The following is a 17,435-nucleotide window of genomic DNA, read 5'->3' as shown; positions in this document are numbered from 1 at the left end:
GATCCGCACCGGGCGGATTCCCCAGGGGCCGCGTTTCTCGGGTGTCCAGGGCGCGCAGCCCGTTCGGACCTGACGACGACGCCGCGGGCTCGGGACGACCAGGCCGGGCGGGGGACGACGCCGCCCTCCCGGCCCGGCGTCGTCGGGTCACACGTCCTGGCGCTCGAGCAGGTCGGTCACGAGGGCCGCGATGGGTGAACGCTCGGAGCGCGTGAGGCTCACATGCCCGAACAACCGCTGACCCTTGAGCGCCTCGACCACGGCCATGATGCCGTCGTGACGTCCCACCCGCAGGTTGTCCCGCTGGGCGACGTCGTGGGTGAGCACCACCTTGGAGTTCTGCCCGATCCGGGACAGGGCGGTGAGCAACACGTTGCGTTCGAGCGACTGCGCCTCGTCCACGATGACCCACGCGTCGTGCAGGGACCGCCCGCGGATGTGGGTCAGGGGCAGTACCTCGAGCATCCCACGCGCCACGACGTCGTCCACGACCGCGGGTGAGACCACGGAGGACAGCGTGTCGAAGACCGCCTGACCCCACGGGTTCATCTTCTCCTCCTCCGTGCCGGGGAGGTAGCCCAGGTCCTGGCCACCCACCGCGTAGAGCGGGCGGAACACCATGATCCGGCGGTGTTCGCGGCGTTCCAGAACGGCGTCGAGCCCCGCGCACAGCGCGAGCGCGGACTTGCCCGTTCCTGCGCGACCGCCCAGCGAGACGATGCCCACGGCGGGGTCGGTCAGCAGGTCGATGGCCAACCGCTGTTCGGCCGAGCGTCCCTGCACCCCGAACACGTCCCGGTCCGCGGCGACCAGGCGCGCCTGCCCGTCCGGTTCGGTCCGGGCGAGAGCGCTGCCCGCGGACGAGCGCAGGACCAGACCCGTGTTCACGGGAAGCTCCCGGGCGCCCGGCACTTCCGTGCGGCCCTCGGCGTAGAGGCCGGAGACGACGTCGTCCGCGACGTCCAGATGGGCCACTCCCGTGTACGCGTCGTCACCACCGATCCACTCACCGCGGTACTCCTCCGCGGCGAGTCCCAGGGCGGAGGCCTTGAGCCGCATGGGCAGGTCCTTGGACACCACACACACGTCGTGACCCTCGCCGGAGAGGTTCGCGGCCACGCTGAGGATGCGTGAATCGTTGTCCCGCAGCCGGAAACTCTGGGGCAGCACCGTGTCCGCGACGTGGTTGAGTTCCACCTGCAGGCACCCGCCGTCCGCGAGGTCCACGGGCCGGTCCAGGCCGCCGTGGGTCACGCGGAGGTCGTCCAGCAACCGCAGCGCCTTGCGCGCGAAGTACCCCAGTTCCGGGTCGTGACGCTTGGCCTCGAGCTCGGTGATCACCACCACGGGCAGCACCACGCGGTGCTCGGCGAAACGGAACACGGCGCGCGGGTCCGAGAGCAGCACGGACGTGTCGATCACGTACGTGCGCACACCGGCCGCGGAGCCGTCCTCCTCGAGCGCGCCGGATCGGACGGGGGTTACGGGGGTGTCGATGCTCATGGGGCCCTTTCCCTGCGGAGTCATTGGCCGGTGTGTCCGGCACCTCTCACGCTAGGGAGGCCGATCAAGGGTGGCGCGCCCCACCGGTGAACGGCGCGTGAACATCCGCCACGGGCCCGTGAGCGGGACCGGTAGGGCCCGCTCAGCCCCCGAATCGGCGCTGACGGCGCGCGTAATCGCGCAGGGCCCGCAGGAAGTCGACCCGGCGGAAGTCCGGCCACAGCGCTTCGCAGAAGTAGAACTCGCTGTATGCGGACTGCCACATCAAGAAGCCCGAGAGGCGTTGTTCGCCGGAGGTGCGGATCAGCAGGTCGGGATCGGGTTGCCCGCGCGTGTAGAGGTGTGCGGAGATGTCCTCCACGCTGAGCTCCTGCGCCATTTGCGCGAGCGACGCACCGCGGGCGTCGGCATCGGTGAGCACCTCGCGTACCGCGTCCACGATCTCCTGCCGCCCCCCGTACCCCACGGCGATGTTCAGGTGGGGGCCGGGATTGTCCACCGTGCGCTGTGCGCTGTTCAGCAGTTGCTCCTGGAGCTTCTCCGGGAGGGTTCCCAGGGCACCCACGGGTTGGATCCGGCAGATCCCTTCTTCCTGCAGCTCGCACATGAGGTTGGTGATGATCTCCAGCAGGGCCGTGAGTTCCTCGCGCGGACGGTTGAGGTTCTCGGTGGAGAGGATGTAAAGGGTGACCACCTGGATGTTCAGCTCGTGGCACCAGCGCAGGAACTCCACGATCTTGCGCGCGCCCGCCCGGTGGCCCTCCTCCGTGGTGGCCCCGAACTGGCGCGCCCACCGGCGGTTGCCGTCCACGAGCACACCCACGTGATGCGGCAACTCGTCCGCGGTGAGGGTGCGCGCCAAGCGGTGTTCGTAGAAGGAATACATGACACGGGGAAGTTTCACAGCGTCATTCCTCCCCTGAGTCGGCCCGGTCCACACGGATTCACACCCCTAAACTACCTGTAGGGCAGACCCAATCCAGTAGCACCCCCGAGCTCCGTGTCCGCGGGGCGCCCATGAGAGGCAGTGGTGTCCACCATGTCAGACGAACGCACCGAGAAGCGCACCGTTCCCGGCCCGGTGACGATCGTGCGTCACACGCGTAACGGTCCCCTCACGGTGGAGAAGAAACCGTCCTGGCGCGGGTGGATCCACGCGGGCTTCAGCCCGGTGGCCGCGGTGCTGGGTGTGGTGGCCATCGTCGTGGCACCCACGGTGGAGCTGCGTCTCGCATGTCTGGTCTACACCATCACGGCGATCATGCTGTTCGGTACCTCGGCCGTATACCACCGCTTCTACTGGGGCGCGCGCATGAACGCGGTGCTGCGGCGGATGGACCATTCGAACATCGCCCTGATCATCGCCGGGACGTACACGCCCCTGGCCGTGAGTTTCCTCCCGGTGCGGGGCGCCACGATCCTGCTCGGCGTGATCTGGACGATCGGTGCCCTGCTCGTGATCTTCCGTGTCTTCTGGATGAGCGCGCCGCGATGGCTCTACACCCCGCTCTACGTGATCATGGGGTGCCTGGCCCTGCTCTACCTCCCGGCGTTCTTCGCGGTGAACGTCCTCGCGACCGTCCTGCTGATCTGCGGCGGCGTGTTCTACATCGCCGGTGCGGTGTGTTACGCGACCAGGCGCCCCCGGTTGCTCCCGGCGACGTTCAGCTTCCACGAGGTCTTCCACGCGTGCACGATCGGCGGCTTCGTCTGCCACTACATCGCGATCATGTTCGCGATGTTCGCCGCGTGAGCGATGTGTGACGCTCCGGTCAGAGGTCCGACGGCGCTCGGCGTGCGGGGACCGCTCGGCGCGGTGACGTCTGCGTCGTCCACGCGATGCCGACGACGCAGCGCCCCTGTGCGCTCAGCCCCGCTCTGCGCGGATCCGGGTGACGAGTGCGCTCACGTCCGGCATGGAATGGACGGGAAGTTCGCAGCGTCCCTCCCGGCACAACCACACCGTGTATCCGGGTTCCGATGCCGCAGGAACCCCGTACGGCGCCGCACTCCCGTCCAGGACCAGGACATCCAGCATACGTGCCGCACCGACCGCGTCGAGCGTCTCGCGCCACTGCTCGGCGCTCGCGTCCACGACCTGCAACAGGGCCGGGGGGTGCTCGTCGGCCAGCACGGCCGACACCATGCCCCCGGCCGTCGTGGATGCCTTGAGGACCACCCCGGTCGCGGGCGCGGTCACGGCGTCGACCACCTCCCGGGCCTGGCGCTCACCGATCGTCGGCTGGGACAGCTCCGTGAGCCACCGGGAGAGCACCGCGGAACTGGACGCGGCGACGTCGTCGAACGGCTCCGCACGGCCCGTGGCCCCGGCCGCCGCGAGGGTGGGGTCCACCTCGGCGGACTCGAGCACGGTACTCCCGCGCACAAAACGCTTCACGGCGACCTCGGCGAGCGCGCGGCTGCGCTCGTACCACGCGGTCTCGCCCGTGGCCCGGTACAGCGCGAGCAGCCCGGCGCCGAAGCGCGCGTAGTCCTCGAGCTGGCCCTCGTGGGGGTCCACGACGCCGCCGCGTGACGTGCGCGTGATGCGTCCGGTGGCGGAGTCTCGGTGCCGTTCCCACAGGAAACCGGCGGCCGTGGCGGCCAGCTCGATCCATTCGGGGTGCCCCAGCAGCACACCCGCGTCCGCGAGTCCCGTGAGCGCCATGCCGTTCCAGGCCGTGACGATCTTGTCGTCCAGGTGGGGTGCCGTGCGCGTGATCCGCCGCTGCCACAGCTCCTGCCGTACGGACTCGTCCAGGATCCCCGTGACCGCACCCGCCTCACCCCAAGCCGCCGTGGCCGGCGCGGGGCGACCCCCTGCGGAGCTCCCGGCGTGACCCGAGAACGTGTAGTAGGCGCCCTCACGTTCGGCATGCGGCTCGTCGGACGCGGGATCACTGTCCGCGTCGAGGGATGCGGCGAACGCGCCCTCGGGGGTCATCACCTCCCGTTCGAGCCACTCGACCAGCAGCTCTGCGGCCCGGCGGTAACGGGCCGCGCGAGTGGCGTCCGTGCCGGTGCGTTCCAGCAGCGCCACGGTGCGCGCCAGCACGCCGAGCAGCTGGGCGTTGTCATAGAGCATCTTCTCGTAGTGGGGCAGGGACCAGTCCGGGGTCACCGAGTACCGGAAGAACCCGCCGCCCACATGGTCCTGCAGCGCCCCCGTGACCATCGCGTCGAGCGTGGCGCACAACAGATCACGTGCGGTGCGCGCGTGCTGCGCCGCGGCGTCGTCGTGGCCGGAAGCAGCGTGCGCGCTCGCCGACGCAGGATACCCAGCCAGGGCATCGCGGTGCGCAGTGCTCGCAATGCGCGTGAGGGCGTCCAGGGTGGGCGAGGGCGGGAACTTGGCGCCGGTTCCGAAGCCCTCGTGGGCGGCGTCCCGGGCGACCTCCAGGCCGTCGAGCCAGGCTCCCGTGAGTTGTTCCGCGGCGTCCTCGGCGGCCTCGCCACCCTCCATGCGAACAACCGACGGACCTGCGTCGGCGAGCATCCGGTCCACGAGTTCGGGGTGGCGGGACAGCGCATCGTAGACCTGTTCGGCCCCGCGCAACACCTCGTCACGGCGCTCGGTCCAGGCCTCGGTGACGGCCCGCAGGACCTGCATGAAGGACGGCCTCCCCTGCACGGGACGCGGCGGGTAGTAGGTCCCGGCATGGAACACCCTGCCCTGCGGGGTCAGGAACGCGGTCATGGGCCAGCCGCCCTGACCAGTGAGCAGCTGGGTGGCCGCCATGTAGATCGAGTCCACGTCCGGGCGTTGTTCGCGGTCCACCTTGATCGCCACGAAATGTTCGTTGAGGTAGCGCCCCACCTCCGGGTCCTCGAAGGACTCGTGGGCCATCACATGGCACCAGTGGCACGCGGCATAGCCCACGGACAGCAGGACAGGCACCTCCCGCGCGTGGGCCTCCTCGAAGGCCTCGGGGCAGAACTCCCACCAGTCCACGGGGTTCTCCGCGTGCTGCAGCAGGTAGGGACTCGTGGAGTGGGCCAGACGATTGGACATACCCCACGGTCTCACACGGGAGCGGGGATGACAGCCAGGGGGCTCACGGCTCGAGGGTCATGAGGCGCGGCTCTGGTCGCGGTTGCCCGCCACCGGGTGGTGCGTCGTGCCCAGGAGCGGGGCGCCCGTCGGGTTCGGGCGCAGGCCGGAGCGCCTGTGGCAGTCAGTCGCGGGGCGGACCGTCCCGGCGGTCACCCGCGCGAGGCGGGCGGGCGACATCGCCCTCGCTCGACCCGCCGGTGCGGGACGTGCGCGACGGCGACGCCGCGGCGTCGTCCGCGTAGCCACCCACGTGATCCTCCGCGGCGCGCTGCTCGGCGTACTGGGCGCGGTAGCGCAGTCGCCGGTTACGGCGGTTGAAGTCCATCACGAGCAGGACCACGGCGGCGGCCAGCAGGAACGTCATGAGGAAGCCCACGAGGCCCGGCGAGACCTGGCTGGGGTCCAACCCAGGGCGCAGGGTGTTCTCCGGACTCGGGGCCGGCGTCGCGGCGGTCAGGACGGTCAGCAGCGTGGGCACGGGAAGGCTCATTTCCGGGGGGTCGAGGCAGCGTCGGTGACGCCCGCGAACAGATCCGTCTCGGGCAGGGAGGTCTCCACGCGGGAGTCCGCGAGCGTGTAATCCTCCCACGGCCACACTTCGGCCTGGGTCTCGGCGGAGACCGCGAAGAACAGGCCCTTGGGGTCCACCTGGGTCCGGTGGCTGCTCAGGGCCGCGTCCCGGACGGTGAACTGGTGCGCGCACTCGATCTTGGTGGTGGTCTCGTGGCGCGGCATGGGCGGGCGGTGACCCTCCGGGTCCGACTCCTGGATCGCGGCGATGCGCTGGGCGTACGGGGACTGCAGTCCGCGGGCCTCGAGGGCCTCGTGCAGTGCGATGAACCGCTCCACGTTGAACGCGCGGTCGTAGTACAGCTTGGACGGGGTCCACGGCTCACCCGTCCCGGGGTAAGCCTCCGGATCACCCGCGCGCTGGTACGCCTCCATGGCCACGTTGTGGGTCTGGATGTGGTCCGGGTGCGGGTAACCGCCGTTCTCGTCGTAGCTCAGGATCACGTGCGGGCGGAACTCACGCACCAGCTGCACCACGGGGGCCGCGGCGCGTTCGAGGGGCTGCAGGGCGAAGCAGCCCCACGGCAGCGGGGGCAGCGGGTCCCCCTCGGGCAGACCGGAGTCCGTGAACCCGATCCACCGGTGCTCCACGCCCAAGGCCTTCGCGGCCGCGGCCATCTCGTGACGACGCAGCCCGGGCAGGTCACGCTCGGCCCAGACGTCCCCCTCCATCTCAGCGTTGAGGATCGAACCGCGCTCGCCACCGGTGCACGTGGCCACCATGACGCGCGCGCCCAGCTGGGCGTAATGTGCCATGGTCGCGGCACCCTTGCTGGACTCGTCGTCCGGGTGGGCGTGGATGGCCAACAATCGAAGCTGTGAATAATCCGTCACCGAACGGATGCCTCCAAGACGTCATCGCGGGAAAAATGCAATCCCCGGTATCTTACGCCGCTCGTGCCGCCGGAGCTGTCGTGCCCATCACGGCTGCCGCGCACCGCACGGCGACCGGCCTCCCAGAAACCGCACACGCGCGCTGGGTACAGTGGTCGCTATGAGTTCTGCCATGCCCCGGCCTACCTCCCGGCCGGAGACGGGCGCCACTGCCCCCGGCACCTCCGCGACCCAGCGGGCGCTCGCACAGCGCTACGGGACCGGACACCGCGCCGTCGCCCGCTCCCCCCGCCGCGGGCCCAGCACCCGTGGCTGGATGCTGATCGCGGCCGCGGCCACGCTGGTGGCGGCGCTGTTCGTGGTGTGGATCGTGTGGGGCAACTCCCAGCGGCCCGTGTTCAAGGACGTGAGCTTCCAGATCACGGACTCCGCGCACGTGTACGCGGACTTCGACCTCACCAAGGACCCCGACCAGACCGTCACGTGCGCGGTGCAGGCCCTCAACGAGCAATACGCCGTGGTGGGTTGGACCGAGGTCATGATCGGCCAATTGCCGGACGACCAACTCAACGGCCGCACGAGCACCCACCGGGTACCCCTGCGCACCACGAACCTGGCCACCACAGCGGGGGTCGACTCGTGCTGGGAGAGTGCTGGCTGACCCTCCCGCGGTGGTCGGGTAATTCCTGACTGACCATCCGCGCAGCTTCGGACCGGCCACATCCGTGACGGGAACCATGACGTCTGATTGCACGACCCACCGCACCCCGCACGCGCTTTGGGCCGCGGGCGCGGACTCCACTAGACTGGACAGAGATCACATCCCCGACCCGGACGCGCTGGGCCACTCGGCTCGCCCCGGGGCGGGGTTTTTCTACACGTGTCCGTCAGGGCGACGGACACCAGAGAACGGAGGCACCGTGGCTACTAATGAGGGAGCCTGGCTCACCCAGGAAGCCTACGACCGGCTCAAGAAAGAGCTTGACCACATCTCCGGGCCGTACCGCCAGGAGATCGTGGACCGGATCGAACAGGCGCGTTCCGAGGGTGACCTCAAGGAGAACGGCGGCTACCACGCTGCACGCGAGGAGCAGGGCAAGAACGAGGGCCGGATCGCCCAGTTGACCCAGCTGCTCGAGAACGCCCAGGTGGGCGAGGCCCCCGCGGACGACGGCGTGATCGAGGCCGGCATGGTCGTGACCGCGGAGATCGCGGGCGACGAGATGACCTTCCTCATGGGTTCCCGCGAGGTCGCCGAAGACCTCACCGGCGGTTCGGACCTCGAGGTCTTCTCCGAGCGCTCTCCCATGGGTGCCGCGATCAACGGCCACAAGGTCGGTGACACCGTGAGCTACAAGGCCCCGAACGGCAAGGACATCACGGTGAAGATCCTGAAGGCCAAGCCCTTCAGCCGCTGATCGACCCCGGTTCATCACGAAGGCCACCTCGCCCGTGCGAGGTGGTCTTCGTCGTGCGCGACCCGATGCGGCCCAGGAGTCTTACGCGGCTCGACACGGTCCATGAGTCGCCCGGGTGTGGCCCGTAGGATCGAAGCACGCCCCGTCGAGCCCCGCTAGGAGTTTCCCCCGTGGTCACACACTGGAACCGGACCCCCAACTCGTGGACGGTCCCGCTGATCATCCTCACCGCGCTGCTGGGGATCGCCGCGATCGTCGTGCACTTCCTGGGTCAGGACGACCCCGCACTGAACGCGACCGGCGGCCTGCGCAACATCCTGTGGTTCGCCACCTTCGTGGCCGCGTTCGTCACGTACTTCACGGCCCGGCGCGGACGACGCCGCTGACGCACGCGCACCGCGCGGGTCACCTCCCGCTCAGTGCACCACCACAGGTCGGTAGCCGTGGGACTCCAGGGCGTCGATCACGTGATCGCAGTGCCCGTGGCCCTTGGTCTCCATGTCAATCGTGATGGACACGTCCCCCATGGACAACGAGCCCCCGATCCGGGTGTGATTCACCCCGGTCACATTGGCGTCCATGTCCGCGATGATCTGCGAGATCTGGGCGAGCTCACCGGGGCGGTCCGTGAGCATCATCTTGATGGTCATGTAGCGCCCCGCCGCGGAGAGACCCCGCTGGATCACCTTGAGCATCAGCATGGGATCGATATTGCCGCCCGAGAGCAGCACGACAGTGGTCCCCAGATCCGGGTACTCACGCTTGAGCGCCCCCTCGAGGATCGCCGCCACACCCACGGCACCCGCGGGTTCCACGACCATCTTGTTGCGCTCGAGCATGAAGATCAGCGCCTGGGCGAGCGAGTCCTCGGAGACCGTGACGACGTCGTCCGCGAGGTGGCGGATCACGTTGAACGGCAACTGTCCGGGCCGGCCCACGGCGATGCCGTCCGCAATGGTGGAGACCTTGGACAGCGTGACGATCGCGTCCCCGGCGAGCGAGGGCGGGTAGGCCGCGGCGTTCTCCGCCTGCACCCCGATGACCCGGATGTCCTTGCCCTGCTCCTGTGCCTTGGCCTTCAGCGCCACGGACACTCCCGCGAGCAGCCCTCCCCCGCCCACACCGGCGATGACGGTGTCCACGGTGGGCAGCTGGTCGAGGATCTCGAGACCCAGGGTGCCCTGGCCGGCGATGATGTCCGGGTGGTCGAACGGGTGGACGAACACCGCGCCGGTCTCGTCCGCGTAGCGCTGGGCCTCTGCGAGCGCCTGGTCCACGTTCGACCCGTGCAGCACGACCTCCGCACCGTGGTCCTGGGTGGCCGCGATCTTTGGCAGCGCCGCTCCGCGGGGCATGTAGATCCGCGCCGTGATCCCCAGTTTGGCCGCCGCGAGCGCCACACCCTGGGCGTGGTTGCCCGCCGACGCCGCCACGACGCCCCGTCGCTTCTCCTCGTCCGAGAGCTGGGCCATGCGCACGTACGCGCCGCGGACCTTGAACGATCCCGCGCGCTGGAGGTTCTCGCACTTGAGGTACACCTCGGAACCGAGCATGCGGGACAGCGCGCGCGAGTGCGCGAGCGGCGTCATCTCGATCACCCCGTCGAGCAACTGCGCGGCGTGGCGGACGTCGGCCACCGAGACGGGCAAATCAGTGAGGCCCACAGAGAACTTCTTTCGTGGTAGTCGGCCGTTGCGGCTCGTTCGAAACGCGCGAACCCGGGGTGGATCACGACCTCGAGGCTCGGCGCGGACACACAGAACGCGGCGTCCGGGGTGAGGACGCCGCGTTCCATGGTATTACGCCGTGCGGGACTAGACGTTCCGGGAGTCCCCCGAACCCACCTCGTCCGCCTCGATGGACGCGTTGTGCTTGGTTTCCTTCTTGTGCTTCTCCTCGCGCTTCTTCTCCGCGTTCTGGCGCTCACGATGGCGCTTGCCGCGGAAACGCTGCAGCTGGGCCATGACCTGTTCGCGCGTGAGGTCCTGCTTCTTGGCTGCCTTCTTGATCTCCCACGGGTACATGAAGGGCTGCCATGCGATCTCCTCGTCCCGCTCCCAGGCGCGGCTGCCGAGGTAACGGATGATCGTGTTGAGCATGGCCATCAGGGGCACGGCGAACAGCGCACCGGCGATCCCGAAGAGCACGCTACCGGCGGCCACCGCCAGGAACACGGCCACGGGGTGCAGGGCCACGGCCTTGCCCATCACGAGCGGCTGCAGGACGTTGGACTCGACCTGCTGGACGAGCAGCACCACACCGAGCATGGCGAGCGCGATACCGGGCCCGATCGCCACGAGGGCCACCAGGACGGCCACCGCACCGGTCAGCACGGCACCCACGATGGGGATGAAGGACGCCAGGAACACCAACACACCGATCGGCAGCGCCAGCGGCACACCCAGCAGGAACGCACCAAGCCCGATACCCACGGCGTCCACGAACGCCACGAACACCTGGATGCGCACGTACTGCGCGAGCGAGATCCAGCCCTTGCGCCCGGCACCATTCACGGCGGGGCGGGCGCGGCGGGGGAACAGTTTGACCAGGAACAGCCAGATGTTCTCGCCGTCCATGAGGAAGAACAGCAGGACGAACAGCATGATGATCATGCCCGTGACGATGCTGGTCGCCGTGGAGCCGAAGGTCATCGCGCCGGAGAGGATGGCGTCCGAGTTGCGCTGCAGCGTGGCCCCGATGTCCGAGAGCCACTGGTTGATGTTGTCCGTGGAGATGTTGAGGGGGCTGTCCTCCAGCATTCCGATCAACTGCTGGAAACCGGCCACCGCGCTGTCGGAGAGCTGTGCGAAACCGGCGATCATCTGCTGACCCGCGAGCACCAACAGGCCCAGGACCCCCAGGATCAGTCCGAGCTCCACGGTGATCGCGGCCAGCGCGGACGGGAAGTGCTTGGAGCGCAGCCAGCGGACGGCCGGCGAGAGCAACCCCGCGAGCAGCGCGGCCAACAGCACCGGGATGAACACGGTGGTCACGTGGCTCAGCAGCCACCCCACCACACCCACACCGGCGATGATGAGCAAGATCCGCCACGACCACGCGGCCGCGATCCGGACCGGGGTCGTGACCATGGTCCGCGCGTCAGGGACGTTGGGCCCCGTGGAGGGGGGCGACGCGCCGTCGTGCTGGGTGACGAGTTCGGAGGACGTGTCGGACTGGGGACGTTTGACCACGGGGTTCGGGGATGAGCCCGCGTGGGACGTCGTAACACTGGATGACATGCCCTTATCATGACACCATCGCGCAACGTGCTGATACCGGCGTGCGGGGCCGAGGGTGACAAAATGGGCGTCATGTCCACCACACTGCTGCGCGTCCTGTCCCAACGCCGCCCCGCGAGCGTCCTGACACAGGAGGCCCCGCGGCGTGAGGAGCTCGAGGCCGTCCTGCGGGCCGCCGCCGGCGCCAAGTACGACGAGCGCCCCACGGGTTGGCGCGTGGTCGCGACGAGCGGGCAGGCCGCGTCCCTGCTGGCCGCGGCCATGGCGGGCCTCACGTCCGTCCCCACCCTCTCGGGCCCCGTCCCCCGGTTGAAGGGTCGCAAGATCCGGGTCCTGGCCGCGTATCGCGGGAGCCTGCAGTGGGCGTCCCGGGGCGGGGTGGCCCTGGCCATCATCTTCCGCCACCACCCGGAACTGCCGCAGTCCAAGAAGGACCAGCGCGGGGACGTGTACGCCGCCCGCGGGATCCTCGAAGCCGCGTTCTACGCGCAGGGATGGGCCACCGCCTGGTCCCATCGCGAGCCCTACGACCGGGACGTGGTGCGCGAGTTCTACGGTCTGGACGAGCACGAGGAGATCCTGGGCTGGCTGTTCGTGGGACGAGCCGCGAGCAATAACATCCCCGCCCGCGCGATCAACCTGCCCCCGCGCGAACTCGAGATCCGCTACATGTGAACGATCCCCACAACGCGAGAAGCGGCGACCCACTGGGCCGCCGCTTCTCATTCCGGCGTACGTCACCGGGCCCTGAGGGCCCCGAGCGACGCGCGGGGATGGGAGTCAGTCGCTCATGGAGCGGATGATCGAGAGCACGCGCAGGATCTCCACGTAGGCCCAGATCAGGGTCACGGTCAGCCCGAACGCCGCGGACCATGCCGCCTTCTTGGGAATACCGCGCTTGACGCCGTCGCTGATGTTCTCGAAGTCGAGCACGAAGCTGTAGACGGCCAGCAGAATGGCGATCGCGCCCACGAACAGCCCCAGCGGGATGCCGAAGATCGTGGCGTCGTAGCGCATGTTGTAGCCGCCCAGCAGGCTCGTGCCCAGGTTCACCAGGGCGAACAGGGCGTAGGCCAGCAGTGCGACCATGAAGAACTTGGTCACGCGCGGGGAGGAGCGCAGCACGCCCACCTTGTAGAGCACCAGCACGGAGACGAACACCGCCAGGGTGCCGATCACCGCCTGGACCACGATGCCCGGGTAGGCGCCCTCGAACATGCGGGAGATGCCACCCAGGAACAGGCCCTCGGCGAGCGCGTAGAGCGTGATCAACAGCGGGCTGGGCTCACGCTTGAACGCGTTGACCAGACCCAGCACGAGACCCACGATGGCGCCCGGCAGCGCGAGCACCGGGGCGACCCAACCCACCACGGCCGTGACGATTACGCAACCGAGCACGAGCGAGGTGCGCATGACGACGTCGTCGTAGCTCATGCGTCCGGTGCGGTCCGGACCCGCGGCGGGCGCGTTGTAGAGGTTCTCCAGGTTCTCGGGTGAGTAACGGGGGTCGCGGGAGATATCCGGGGTGGTCGCGGTGCCGTTCTTCTTGTTGAAGTCGCGTAGCAGTGGGTTTCCGCCGGCCATGGGACGTCCTTTCGAGGCGTGGGCGAGCTGTTCGTTCAGCCTAACATTGACGCGTCACAAGAACCTGGGAGTTTGTGCTGAGCGAACAGGGCCCCCGCGGGTGCGGAATCGGTGCCCCCACTGGGACTCGAACCCAGACTGAGCGGATTTTAAGTCCGCTGCCTCTGCCGATTGGGCTATGGGGGCGTGACCGAGCCGGTGAGTCCGCGCGGGTGCGCGGGCCCACCGGCTCGGTGCGATGGAGTGTTACAGGCTCGCCTTCTCGGCCGGGACGTCCGCGCCCGCGGCCTTCTGGAAGGCACGGCGGGGGTCCCGCAGGTGACGCAGCGGGGTGGTGTCACGACCGAAGAGCAGGTTCACTCCCCACTCCGTGAACACCCGCACCTTGCGCTCCACCGTGGGGATCGCGTACCCGTGGTAGAGGCGGTGCATGGCCCACGCCGGCAGACCGCCGAGGTCGATGCCGCGGATGGTGGCGGCACCCTTGTACAGACCCAGACCCGCCACGGACCCGAGGTTCTCGTGATAGTAGTCCTCGAGCGGCTCGCCCTTGTGCGCGGCCATGATGTTCTTGGCCATGGTCGCGGCCTGACGCACGGCGTGCTGCGCGTTGGGGACGCAGAACCCGCCGGGGCCGGCGCCCGTGAGATCCGGGACGGCGGCGATGTCACCGGCGGCCCAGGCACCCTCGAAGGGCCCGTCGTCGCCGGTCACGCGCAGGTCCGCGCCCACGCGCACGCGTCCGCGGTCGTCGATGGGCAGGTCGCTGTTCTTGGCGAAGGACGCAGCCTGCACGCCGGCCGTCCAGATCAGGGTGTCCGTGGCCATCTCGCCGGCCGGGGACTTGTCCTGCATGTTGATGAGCTTGACCAGGTCACCGTCCACCTCGGACAGGGACGTGTTCAGCAGCACCTCGATGCCGCGGGCGCGCATCTCGGCCACGACCTTCTCGGCACGGTCCTCGGAGACCTCGGGCATGATCCGACCCATGGCCTCGACCAGCACGAAACGCAGGTCCGAGACCTTCAGGAGGTCGTTGCGCTGCACGGCCGAACGCGCCATGTCCTCAAGCTCGGCGATGGTCTCGGAACCGGCGTAGCCGCCGCCCACCACGATGAAGGTCAGCGCCTTGCGCTTCTCGTCCTCGTCGTTGGTGAGGGAAGCCACCTCGATGCGCTCGAGCACCCAGTTGCGCACGGACACGGCCTCTTCGATGGTCTTCATGCCGATGGCCTTCTCCGCGAGCCCCGGGATGGGGAACGTGCGGGTGTTGGAACCGCCGGCGAGCACGATCTCGTCGTACGTGAGCTCGAACTCGGGGCCCTCGTCGATGCCGTGGACGGTGACCGTACGGTTGGCATGGTCGATGCTCTCCACGCGGCCGGTGATCAACTCGCAGTCGGCCAGGTGCTGACGGTGCGGGATCACGGCGGAGCGCGCCTCGATGTTGCCGGCCGAGACCTCGGGCAGGAACGGGAGGTAGGTCATGTACGGGTTGGGGTCCACCACCGTGACCACGCCGCCGGACTCCTTAATGCGGGTCTGCAGCTTCTGCGCCAGTGTGAAACCGACGTAACCGCCACCCACGATGAGAAGGCGCGGACGGTCCTTAGCAAGTTGATTGAAAGCCATACCCGAAAGTTTACTCACCGTGGCACGGTTTTGCCGACGCGGTGTCAGCGGCCCGGTGAGCTGATCGTGAAATCAGCGCGAGAGCCTGCGGATGTGCAGGACCGCGGCTACGGTGAGGCCCGCGACGATCACCCCGAAGCTGACGAGGACCACCACGGGTAGCGCGCCGGTCTCGTTGAGGGGTGCCTGCGCCACGGGTGGGGTGGCCTCCCCGGTCACCTGCCGCGTGTCCGGCGCGGGCGGGGTCGGGGAGCTGCTCGGGGTGGGTGTCTGCGAGGGCGGGCGGTTCTGCGCAATCCATTGCCGCACGCTGCCCAGGGGATTGGTGTCGGAGATCCGGACGTCGTCCTCTACGGCCGCGCGCACATCCAGGATCCCATACCCGTAGAGCGGGTCCTTGCCCTGCGCTCCCGCGTCGTGCGCGGTGTCCACGATCCGCTGGGCGATCCCAGCGGCCGTGAGGTCGGGGTGCTTCTGCTTGATCAGCGCCGCTGTCCCGGCCACGAGGGGCACGGTGGCGGAGGTCCCGGACCACCGGGCGTAGCCGTCCCCCGGGATCGCACCCACCATCTCCTCGCTGGGCCCGGCCACCGCGATCGAGATGCCCTGGGAGGACGAGTCCCAACTCGCCGTGCGCGACCGGTCCACGCCGCCCACGGACAGCACCCCCGGAATCGTGGCGGGCGCCCCCACCTGGTTGAGCCCCGATCCCCGGTTGCCCGCCGCCGCGACCACGAGAACACCCTTCTCCTCCGCGTACGCGAACGCCGAGTCCCATGCGGGGGGCCAGCCCGTGGCGTTCGAGCCCAGGGACATGTTGATCACGTTCGCGCCGTGGTCCACGGCCCAACGCACGGCGTCCGGGATCTGTTCGTCGATGTCGCGGGCGCCGGGGTGTTCGCTGCCCACCCACAGGGACACGGGCAGGATCTCCGCCTCCGGGGCCACGCCGATGATGCCCCGCGTGCCACCCGGACCGTCCGGGTTCTCGGATCCGTGACCGCGTCCCGCGGCGAGCGAGGCCACCAGGGTCCCGTGTTCGGGTTCCGCGCCCAGGCCCTCCTGACCGTTCCCGCGGCCCACGCTCGAGACATCCGTCCCCTCACCGACCGCGCCCCGCAGATCCTGGTGGGAGCCGTCTACGCCGGTGTCGATCACGGCGATCTTCACGCCCTTGCCGGTCGCGGACTTCCACGCGTCCCGCACGCCGTAGTCGTCCAGCCAGTACTCCTCCTTGCGCACGTCCACCGGCTCCACAGGGACCTTGCCGTTCGGGGGCGGTGCCACGGGGGTCTCCACGGGCACCGACGGCGCAGGCATGGGTTCCACCGCGAGCGCCGGGGCGACACCGGTCCCGCCGAGCAGCAGGCCCACCGCGGCGAGTGACAGCGCGCCGCGTGTTCTCAGCCGTCCCATGATCCCTCTGCTTTCCCGCGCTGCACGCGCGTCTTCGACCGCTCCCGGCGGCCGACGTACCGGGCCCCCGCCCGGCGTCACGACGACGTCGCCCGCTGACCCGTCCACTCCGGCTCGCTTCCGCTCCGGGCCCGTCCACACCGGGTGCCGGCGCGGGCGTCCGCTCCCCCGCGCGCCCGCAGGTGGTGTGCCGGGGTGCGACGGCGACTGGCCCGTGATCTCAGGCCGCGAGGGACAGGGCGATTCCGTCCAAAATATCGTGTTCGCTCGCGGTCACGGTGCTGACGCGCCCGTTGGTCGCGTCCGAGACACGTTCGATGATCCGGCGCCACACGAGCGCACCCGCCCCGATGACGTCCACGCGGCCCTCGTGCATGAACCCGAGCTCGGCGCGTTCCTCCCGCGTCATCCCGGTCAGGTCCCGGCACGCCCGGATAACGACGTCGCTGCCCAGGACGCTGCCGTTGATCCGGTCCTCGTCGTAGCGGCTCAGACCCATGGCCATGGCACTGACCGTGGTGACCGTCCCGGCGACACCAACGAGCCGGGTGGTCAGTTCGAGCGGTACGGTGCGGGCCACGGTGTCCATGGCCTCGTCCACGTCCCGCAGCACGAGACGTTGCTGTTCCTCGGTGGGCGGGTTGGACCCCAGGTGGCGTTCGGTCATGCGCACGCACCCCACGTCCACGCTGCGGGCGGCGATCACGTGATCCGGGGAGCCCAGGACGCACTCGGTGGAACCACCGCCCAGGTCCACCACGAGCACGCGGTCATCCGGGGTCAGGCCCGCGGCCGCATTGAGCGCGCCGCGGAATGACAACGCCGCTTCCTCGTCACCGCTCACGACCTCCGGGGTCACCCCCAGGCGGGACCTGATCCCGTCCACGAAGACCTGCCGGTTGCCGGCGTCGCGCGTGGCGGACGTGGCCACGAACCGGACGGCGTCCACCTTGTGCTTGGTGATGAGCCGGGCGTACTCCTCGGCGGCGGCGAAGGTCCGCTCCAGGGCGGCCTCGGCGAGCCAGCCGGTGGCGTCCACACCCTGGCCCAGGCGCACGATGCGCATCTCGCGCACCCTGTCCTTGAGCTCGAGGTGACCGTCCTTGTCCTTCACGTCCGCGATGAGCAGACGGATGGAGTTCGTACCGCAGTCGATGGCCGCAACGCGCATGGGTGATGGATCCT

Annotated in this window: 16 protein-coding genes and 1 tRNA gene; 5 read left to right on the top strand and 12 right to left on the bottom strand. The window is 69.3% G+C overall.

Annotation, left to right across the window (positions count from 1 at the left end; genetic code table 11):
- Window positions 1-147 precede the first annotated feature (147 nt).
- The gene (locus tag RF637_RS06965) at window positions 148-1,503 is read right to left on the bottom strand and encodes a PhoH family protein (RefSeq protein ID WP_312796527.1); all 1,356 of its coding nucleotides are present in this window, start codon (window positions 1,501-1,503) and stop codon (window positions 148-150) included.
- A 142-nt stretch (window positions 1,504-1,645) separates the two neighbouring features.
- Window positions 1,646-2,407, bottom strand: coding sequence for an isoprenyl transferase (locus tag RF637_RS06960; protein ID WP_085106979.1), 762 nt, complete (start codon window positions 2,405-2,407; stop codon window positions 1,646-1,648).
- A gap of 135 nt (window positions 2,408-2,542) precedes the next feature.
- On the opposite strand from RF637_RS06960, the gene RF637_RS06955 reads away from it, so the two are divergent.
- A complete protein-coding gene (locus RF637_RS06955) occupies window positions 2,543-3,256 on the top strand; it encodes a hemolysin III family protein (RefSeq protein WP_368844462.1) in 714 nt (237 codons plus the stop codon).
- Window positions 3,257-3,370: 114 nt separating this feature from the next.
- Here RF637_RS06955 and RF637_RS06950 read toward each other — a convergent pair whose 3' ends face one another.
- The 3 genes from RF637_RS06950 to mca all read right to left on the bottom strand — a co-directional run bounded on the left by RF637_RS06950 (window position 3,371) and on the right by mca (window position 6,961).
- Complete coding sequence (locus RF637_RS06950; RefSeq protein ID WP_368844461.1) at window positions 3,371-5,515, bottom strand: thioredoxin domain-containing protein; 2,145 nt, start codon at window positions 5,513-5,515, stop codon at window positions 3,371-3,373.
- 163 nt (window positions 5,516-5,678) lie between these two features.
- The gene (locus RF637_RS06945) at window positions 5,679-6,047 is read right to left on the bottom strand and encodes a hypothetical protein (RefSeq protein WP_260849323.1); all 369 of its coding nucleotides are present in this window, start codon (window positions 6,045-6,047) and stop codon (window positions 5,679-5,681) included.
- Window positions 6,044-6,961 (bottom strand): mycothiol conjugate amidase Mca, encoded by a 918-nt coding sequence (mca, locus tag RF637_RS06940; protein ID WP_368844460.1) that lies wholly within the window; start codon window positions 6,959-6,961, stop codon window positions 6,044-6,046. The genes RF637_RS06945 and mca overlap by 4 nt, the downstream gene beginning before the upstream one ends.
- Window positions 6,962-7,121: 160 nt before the next feature.
- Between mca and RF637_RS06935 the strand changes: the two genes are divergently transcribed.
- The 3 genes from RF637_RS06935 (at window position 7,122) to RF637_RS06925 (ending at window position 8,765) form a co-directional block, all read left to right on the top strand.
- Window positions 7,122-7,622 carry a DUF4307 domain-containing protein gene (locus RF637_RS06935; protein WP_368844459.1) on the top strand — a complete coding sequence of 167 codons (501 nt, stop codon included), beginning with the start codon at window positions 7,122-7,124 and terminating at the stop codon, window positions 7,620-7,622.
- 259 nt (window positions 7,623-7,881) lie between these two features.
- The gene (gene greA / locus RF637_RS06930; protein ID WP_085106982.1) at window positions 7,882-8,379 is read left to right on the top strand and encodes a transcription elongation factor GreA; all 498 of its coding nucleotides are present in this window, start codon (window positions 7,882-7,884) and stop codon (window positions 8,377-8,379) included.
- A gap of 170 nt (window positions 8,380-8,549) precedes the next feature.
- Window positions 8,550-8,765 (top strand): hypothetical protein, encoded by a 216-nt coding sequence (locus RF637_RS06925; RefSeq protein ID WP_064846168.1) that lies wholly within the window; start codon window positions 8,550-8,552, stop codon window positions 8,763-8,765.
- A 30-nt stretch (window positions 8,766-8,795) separates the two neighbouring features.
- Here RF637_RS06925 and ilvA read toward each other — a convergent pair whose 3' ends face one another.
- Together ilvA and RF637_RS06915 are read right to left on the bottom strand one after the other, a co-directional pair.
- Window positions 8,796-10,043, bottom strand: a complete 1,248-nt coding sequence (gene ilvA / locus RF637_RS06920; protein WP_368844458.1) for a threonine ammonia-lyase — start codon at window positions 10,041-10,043, stop codon at window positions 8,796-8,798.
- Between the two features lie 150 nt (window positions 10,044-10,193).
- Entirely contained in the window at window positions 10,194-11,618 is a 1,425-nt protein-coding gene (locus tag RF637_RS06915; protein ID WP_368844457.1) for an AI-2E family transporter, read from the bottom strand.
- 72 nt (window positions 11,619-11,690) lie between these two features.
- On the opposite strand from RF637_RS06915, the gene RF637_RS06910 reads away from it, so the two are divergent.
- The gene (locus RF637_RS06910; protein WP_368844456.1) at window positions 11,691-12,293 is read left to right on the top strand and encodes a hypothetical protein; all 603 of its coding nucleotides are present in this window, start codon (window positions 11,691-11,693) and stop codon (window positions 12,291-12,293) included.
- 105 nt (window positions 12,294-12,398) lie between these two features.
- On the opposite strand, the gene RF637_RS06905 is transcribed toward RF637_RS06910, so the two are convergent.
- The 5 genes from RF637_RS06905 to RF637_RS06885 form a co-directional block, all read right to left on the bottom strand.
- Window positions 12,399-13,202, bottom strand: coding sequence for a Bax inhibitor-1/YccA family protein (locus tag RF637_RS06905; RefSeq protein ID WP_035963708.1), 804 nt, complete (start codon window positions 13,200-13,202; stop codon window positions 12,399-12,401).
- Window positions 13,203-13,314: 112 nt separating this feature from the next.
- Window positions 13,315-13,388 (bottom strand) — tRNA-Leu (locus RF637_RS06900).
- A gap of 60 nt (window positions 13,389-13,448) precedes the next feature.
- A complete protein-coding gene (locus RF637_RS06895; RefSeq protein WP_368835729.1) occupies window positions 13,449-14,834 on the bottom strand; it encodes an NAD(P)/FAD-dependent oxidoreductase in 1,386 nt (461 codons plus the stop codon).
- Window positions 14,835-14,906: 72 nt separating this feature from the next.
- Window positions 14,907-16,250, bottom strand: a complete 1,344-nt coding sequence (locus RF637_RS06890; protein ID WP_144998713.1) for a S8 family serine peptidase — start codon at window positions 16,248-16,250, stop codon at window positions 14,907-14,909.
- A gap of 220 nt (window positions 16,251-16,470) precedes the next feature.
- Window positions 16,471-17,421 carry a Ppx/GppA phosphatase family protein gene (locus tag RF637_RS06885; RefSeq protein WP_367402293.1) on the bottom strand — a complete coding sequence of 317 codons (951 nt, stop codon included), beginning with the start codon at window positions 17,419-17,421 and terminating at the stop codon, window positions 16,471-16,473.
- Window positions 17,422-17,435: the final 14 nt, after the last annotated feature.

The organism is Kocuria sp. CPCC 204721, assembly GCF_040980945.1.
GTDB classification, from domain to species: Bacteria; Actinomycetota; Actinomycetes; order Actinomycetales; family Micrococcaceae; genus Kocuria; species Kocuria marina.
This window is presented reverse-complemented; position numbering and strand designations above follow the sequence as displayed.